Annotated in this window: 2 protein-coding genes and 1 pseudogene; 2 read left to right on the top strand and 1 reads right to left on the bottom strand. The window is 75.0% G+C overall.

The genetic code is table 11. The annotated features are described in order from the left end of the window. Window positions 1-830 (top strand): annotated as a pseudogene (locus BLR95_RS14815) (hypothetical protein); the annotation flags it as partial. Here BLR95_RS14815 and BLR95_RS14810 read toward each other — a convergent pair. After that, a complete protein-coding gene (locus tag BLR95_RS14810) occupies window positions 824-1318 on the bottom strand; it encodes a hypothetical protein (RefSeq protein ID WP_092621944.1) in 495 nt (164 codons plus the stop codon). The pseudogene BLR95_RS14815 and the gene BLR95_RS14810 overlap by 7 nt on opposite strands. Before the next feature lie 59 nt (window positions 1319-1377). Here BLR95_RS14810 and BLR95_RS14805 point away from each other — a divergent pair. Then, the coding region (locus BLR95_RS14805) for a DNA circularization N-terminal domain-containing protein (RefSeq protein ID WP_092621942.1) at window positions 1378-2375 on the top strand (998 nt) is incomplete at its 3' end.

Below are 2375 nucleotides of genomic sequence, written 5' to 3'. Positions count from 1 at the left end.
TTCGCGCCGTCATGGAGGCCCTGGTGTGGGGGGCGGCCGGCGTCGGTGGGCTGGTGCTGGCGGCCAAGGCGATGCGGACCATGGCGGCGATCAGCTCGGCCCGGTCGTTGCGGCGCATGTCGCGCGGCGTCGGCGCCGGGGTGGGCGCGGCCGGCGGCCTGGCGCCGACCCCCGTGCTGGTGACCAATTGGCCGCCCGGCATGGGCATGGGTGGGGCCGGCGGGCCGGCCGGGCGCGGTCGGGGGCGGGCCGGCGTCAGAGGCCGGGCGCTGGGGAGCGCCGGCACGGCCGTCGACGCGGCCCGCGCCTCGGGGGCGCGGGGCCGGGCCTGGCGCCGCCGGTTGCAAGGCGTTGGCGAGCGGGCGCGCGGGGTGGCCGGCGGGCTGGCGCGCACCGGGCGTCGGGTCAGCGCGCCCCTGACCCGGGCCGGCCGGTCCGTGGGACGCCGGGTGCCGGGCCTCGGCTGGGTGCTCTACGGCACGGAAGCGGCGATGGCCCTGGGCGCCGGCGACGCGGCCGGGGTGGGCGGTGCCGTCGGTGGCCTCGGCGGTGGCCTGGGCGGCGCGGCGGCCGGCGCCGCCGTCGGCAGCATCGTGCCGGGCGTGGGAACGGCCATCGGCGGCGTCCTCGGCGGCATCCTGGGGTCGCTGAGCGGCGACTGGCTGGGCCGCCTGATCGGCGAGGCCACCGAGAAGAAGGAAAAGGCGCCGGAGGGAGAACTCACGATGCGCGTCCTGGCGGATCAGCCGGTGCAGGTCGAGAGTTTGCGTGCCGACGGCATGCACATCTCCGTCGACACCGGGCAGACCATGCGCGGGGGCGCCTACTGATGCGCCAGTTGGTCAACCAGCGCCAGCTTCTGGAGGGGGATGTGCAGGTCGCTGTCCTGGACGGGCCACCCGCAGACCGCCTGACTCACGGTCTTGACGGCCACGACCCCCGGCCGAGCGCCGCCCCCCAGGTTGTAGTAGAGGGTATGGCCCGTCGGCGGGTAGCCCGTCACGTGTTTGGTGCCCAGGACACCGTATGTCAGTCGGTCCCGGTCATCCCGCAGGGTGATGCGCAATCGGACCTCGGCGCGCCAGCCATAGTCCCGCTCGCGGTAGAGGGGGATTTCATCGCCCTCTGCGGTGTACAGGCTGGCCTCCGCCACCGACGACCACCACTTGCCCAGGTTGGGACACACCTCGAAGAAGGTCAGGGCAGCCTGGGTGGCGATCTCCAAGTCCCGCCCCTGAAGGGTCTCGGGTGCGTGGAAGGTGATGTCGGCCTCGTCATCCCCACACCCGACCAGGGCCACCAGGGCCAGGGCGGCCACCCATCGTCTCGCGCGCCACATCAGCGTTCCCTCCCCGCACACCCGGAAAGGGTATCGCCATGAGCTGGCGCGATCAACTGCGGCCGGCGGCGTTCAAGGGCGTGCCCTTCGAGTACGACGAGGCCACCGATACGGAGCCGCGCCGCTGGGTCGCCCACGAGAGCGCCGGGGCCGACGGGGCGGCCCACGAGGCGCTGCCCCTGCACCCCCTCAAGGTGCGGCTGACCGCCTACCTGATCGGCCCCGACCACCTGGACCAGGCCCGGCGCCTGCGCGAGGCCCTGAAGGCGCCCGAAGCCGGCACCCTGGTGCATCCCTGGCTGGGGTCGGTGCGCGTGGTCTGCCTCGACTGGTCGCAGCGCCACACCACGCGCGAGGGTGGGGTCAGCGCCTTCCAGCTGGAGTTCGCGGCCGACGACGCGGCCGCCGCCCGGCCGGTGGCGGCGATCGATCACGCGGCCACCGTCGAGGCGGCCCGCGAGAGCACCCTCACGGCCCTGTCAGAGGCCTTTCAAGGCAGCTTCACGGTGGCCGATCAGCCGGGGTGGGTGGTCGAGGACTCGGCTGATCTGCTGGGCGACCTGACCGATCGGGTGGACGCCGCCCTGGCCCCGCTGACCGACGGGCTGGCGGCCGCCCAGGCCCTGGCCGACGCGGCCCTCGATCTGCGCCGGCGGGCCCTCGGCCTGCTCTCCCTGCCCGGCGACACCTTGGGCGACCTCGCCGACGCCCTGCTCGGCCTGGCGCCGCTGGGTCGGCTGCGGGCCCTGGTGGGTACGGTGCGGCAGCTGCTGAGCCTGTCGCTCGACCCCGACCTGTTGGGCCTGCTCGGCCTGGACGGGCTGTTCGGTGGCGAGATCACCGCCGGACGCTGGGCCAGTCCGGCGGCGACCACGCCCAGCCGCGCCGTGCAGGGCACCAACCGTCGGGCCCTGGCCGATCTGTGGTCTGCGGCGGTGGCGGTCGAGGCGGCCGCCCTGGCCACCCGGGTCGGCTACGACTCCAGCGCCGAGGTGCTGGCCACCCGCGACCAGGTGCTGGGCGCCCTCGATCAGTT

The sequence above is a fragment of the Roseospirillum parvum genome, assembly GCF_900100455.1.
In the GTDB taxonomy this organism is placed as follows: domain Bacteria; phylum Pseudomonadota; class Alphaproteobacteria; order Rhodospirillales; family Rhodospirillaceae; genus Roseospirillum; species Roseospirillum parvum.
The sequence above is the reverse complement of the archived record's forward strand: the minus strand, read 5'-3'. Positions and strand labels throughout refer to the sequence as shown.